Annotated in this window: 2 protein-coding genes; one reads left to right on the top strand and one right to left on the bottom strand. The window is 76.4% G+C overall.

Translation table 11 applies throughout. The annotated features are described in order from the left end of the window. Positions 1-58: 58 nt before the first annotated feature. Complete coding sequence (locus tag HGA02_RS14500) at positions 59-2,743, bottom strand: DEAD/DEAH box helicase (protein WP_168679686.1); 2,685 nt, start codon at positions 2,741-2,743, stop codon at positions 59-61. A gap of 134 nt (positions 2,744-2,877) precedes the next feature. Between HGA02_RS14500 and HGA02_RS14495 the strand changes: the two genes are divergently transcribed. Continuing rightward, positions 2,878-3,115, top strand: a 238-nt coding sequence (locus HGA02_RS14495; protein ID WP_168679684.1) for a LamB/YcsF family protein, incomplete at its 3' end; no start/stop codon positions are given.

The raw sequence follows: 3,115 nt of genomic DNA, 5'->3' as shown, positions 1-3,115 counted from the left end.
CCCCGGCCGGCGAGCGGCGGGTGACGGCCTCGGTCGGGCCGGCGGTATCGGCGAGGTGTCAGTCGGGCTGCGGCGCGTGCGCGAGCACGACGTCGAGCAACCGGACGGCCGCCGCCTTGTCGAGCGGGTTGTTCGCGTTGCCGCACTTGGGGGACTGCACGCACGCGGGGCACCCGCCCGGGCACGGGCAAGCCGCGATCGCGTCCCGCGTGGCCCGCAGCCACGTCGGCGCCACGCGGAAACCGTGCTCGGCGAACCCGGCGCCACCGGGGTAGGCGTCGTGGACGAACACGGTCGCGTGGCCCGTGTCGGCGTGCAGCGCGGTCGACAGGCCGCCGAGGTCCCAGCGGTCGCACGTCGCGAGCAGCGGCAGCAGGCCGATCGACGCGTGCTCGGCCGCGTGCAGCGCGCCAGGCGCGTCCTCCTCGCTGACGCCGGCGGCCTCGAGCACGTCGGCCGGGGCCGTCCACCAGGCGGCGGCGGTGCGCAGCGTCCGCGGCGGGAGGTCGAGGTCCGTGGAGCCGAGCACCTGGAGGTCGGGGATGCGTTTGCGCTGGTAGCCGAGGACCTGCGTCGTCACGTCGACCGCGCCGAAGCCCCAGGTGACGGGTCCCCACGAGATCTCCTCGTCGACGGACACGATCTCGGTCGAGGTGACCCAGCGCGCCCACGTCCCGTAGTCGACGTCGCGCCGGGTCACGAGCGCCACGCCGTCGTCGAGGTGCAGCTCGTCGACGACGAACGTCGCTCCCTGGTGCACGTAGACGGCGCCGTCGTGGACCGTCGCGTCCGCGGAGGCGGCGTCGACCGTGCCGAGCAGACGGCCCGTGACCGACTCGACCACACGGACCGGGTCGCCGCCCGAGCCGCGCAGGTCCGTGAGGCGGGTCGCCGGCTCGGCGTGGGTCCAGTACCAGCCCGACGAGCGGCGGCGCAGCGCACCGCGCTCGACGAGCTCCGCGAGCAGGACGGGTGCCTGCGGGCCGAACACGTCGAGCTCGTCGGCGCGCAGCGGGATCTCGGCGGCCGCCGCGCACAGGTGCGGTGCGAGGACGTACGGGTTGCCGGTGTCGAACACCGTGGCCTCGACCGGGGTGTCGAAGATCGCCTCGGGGTGGTGCACGAGGAACGTGTCGAGCGGGTCCTCGCGGGCGACCAGCGCGACCAGCCCGTCCGCACCCGCGCGGCCGGCCCGGCCCGCCTGCTGCCACAGCGACACGCGCGTCCCGGGCCAGCCGGCGACGAGCACGGCGTCGAGCCCCGAGATGTCGATGCCGAGCTCGAGGGCGTTCGTCGTCGCGAGCGCGCGCAGGTCGCCCGTCCGGATCGAGCGCTCGAGCGCGCGTCGCTCCTCCGGCAGGTAGCCGCCGCGGTACGCGGACACGGCACGCACGAGGTCCGGGTCGACGTCGCGCAGGTGGTCGCGCGTCGCGGACGCGACCGACTCCGCGGCACGGCGCGACCGCGTGAACGCGAGGGTCCGCGCACCGACGACGACGAGGTCGGTCAGCAGGTCCGCGACCTCGGCGGTCGCAGTGCGGCGGGGACCGTCGTGCGGTTCGGTCACCACGCGCTCGCCCGTCCCCGACGGTCCGGACGCCGTCGGGTCGACGACGGCGTCCGCCGTGTGGGCGCGCGCCTCGACGTGCGACGTCGCCGGCGAGGCCACGGCGAGGTCGCCGCGCTCGGACGCAGCGCCGTCCGACCAGGCCGACGCGGGCGCGTCGAAGCCCGTCGGCCCGTCAGTCGTCGGGTCGGCGACCGTCCACGGGTCGTCGGGAGCGGGCGGGCCGGGCGCATCGGGTCGCACGGCTCCGGCGGGCGCGGCGACGGGCGTCGACCACGGGTCCTCGTCCGGGAGCAGGTCGCTCCACGGGGTGTCACCGCCGGGCAGCAGCGGTGGCTGCCAGAGGACGAACGTCTTGCGGCCCGCGGGCGACGCGTCCTCGGTCACGGCGGTGACGTCGTCGGCGGGGACACCGACGAGACGCGCGGCGCTGACCGCGGGGTCGGCCGTCGTCGCCGATGCGAGCAGGAACACCGGCGACGCACCGTAGGACCGGGCGACGCGTTGCAGCCGCCGCAGCACGAGGCCGACGTGCGCGCCGAAGACGCCGCGGAAGGCGTGGCACTCGTCGACGACGACGTACCGGAGGGCACCGAGCAGTCGCGCCCACCGACGGTGCTGCGGGAGCAGCGCGAAGTGCAGGAAGTCGGGGTTGGTGAGGACCAGGTCGGCGTGCTCCTGGACCCAGCGCCGCTCGTCGAGCGAGGTGTCGCCGTCGGCCGTCGCGACGCGGACGTCGCGCAGGGTGGCGGCGCGCAGCAGGTCGTCGAGCGCCGCGAGCTGGCCCGCCGCGAGGGCCTTCGTCGGGCACAGGTAGAGGGTCGTCGCACGGCGGGAGACGGTCTCGATCCGGCCGGGGTCGAGCGTCCGTGAGGCCGCGGAACCGCGGGCGGCCGTCAGGGCCGGCAGCCAGAAGGCGAGCGACTTGCCCGACCCCGTCGACGTCGACAGCACGGTGTGCCGGCCGGACCACGCCGCGTCGGCGGCGACCGCCTGGTGCGCCCAGGGCTGCTCGACGCCGAGCTGCCGGTACCCGCGCACGACGTCGGTGTCGGCCCACGTGGGCCAGGCGGCACGGACGCCCTCGCGCGCGGGGAGGTGGCGGACGTGCGTGAGGCGGTCGGCCCTCCGTCCTCCGGCGAGCAGCGCGTCGAGCAGCTCACCGGTCCGGACCACCGGCCCATCCTCGCACCAGCGGGCGCACCGGACGGCCCGCGCGGGCCGACGAGGGGCGTGCGGCCGGACGACGGTGCGACGTCCGCGGACGCGTGCGTGGTCGGTCCCCGTCGAGGACGGGGGAGGATCAGGGCATGGGCGTGCGCATCGACCTCAACTGCGACCTGGGCGAAGGGCTCGACGACTGGGTGCCGGGCGTCGAAGGGCCGGAGTCGCGCCTGCTCGACGTCGTCACGAGCGCCAACGTCGCGTGCGGGTTCCACGCCGGCGACGAGCGGGTCATGGGGGCCGTGTGCCGGGCCGCGGCGGAGCGTGGCGTCGCCGTCGGGGCGCAGGTGTCGTACCGGGACCGGGCGGGCTTCGGGCGGCGGT

This window comes from Cellulomonas septica (assembly GCF_012396155.1).
Taxonomy (GTDB): domain Bacteria; phylum Actinomycetota; class Actinomycetes; order Actinomycetales; family Cellulomonadaceae; genus Cellulomonas; species Cellulomonas septica.
This window is presented reverse-complemented; position numbering and strand designations above follow the sequence as displayed.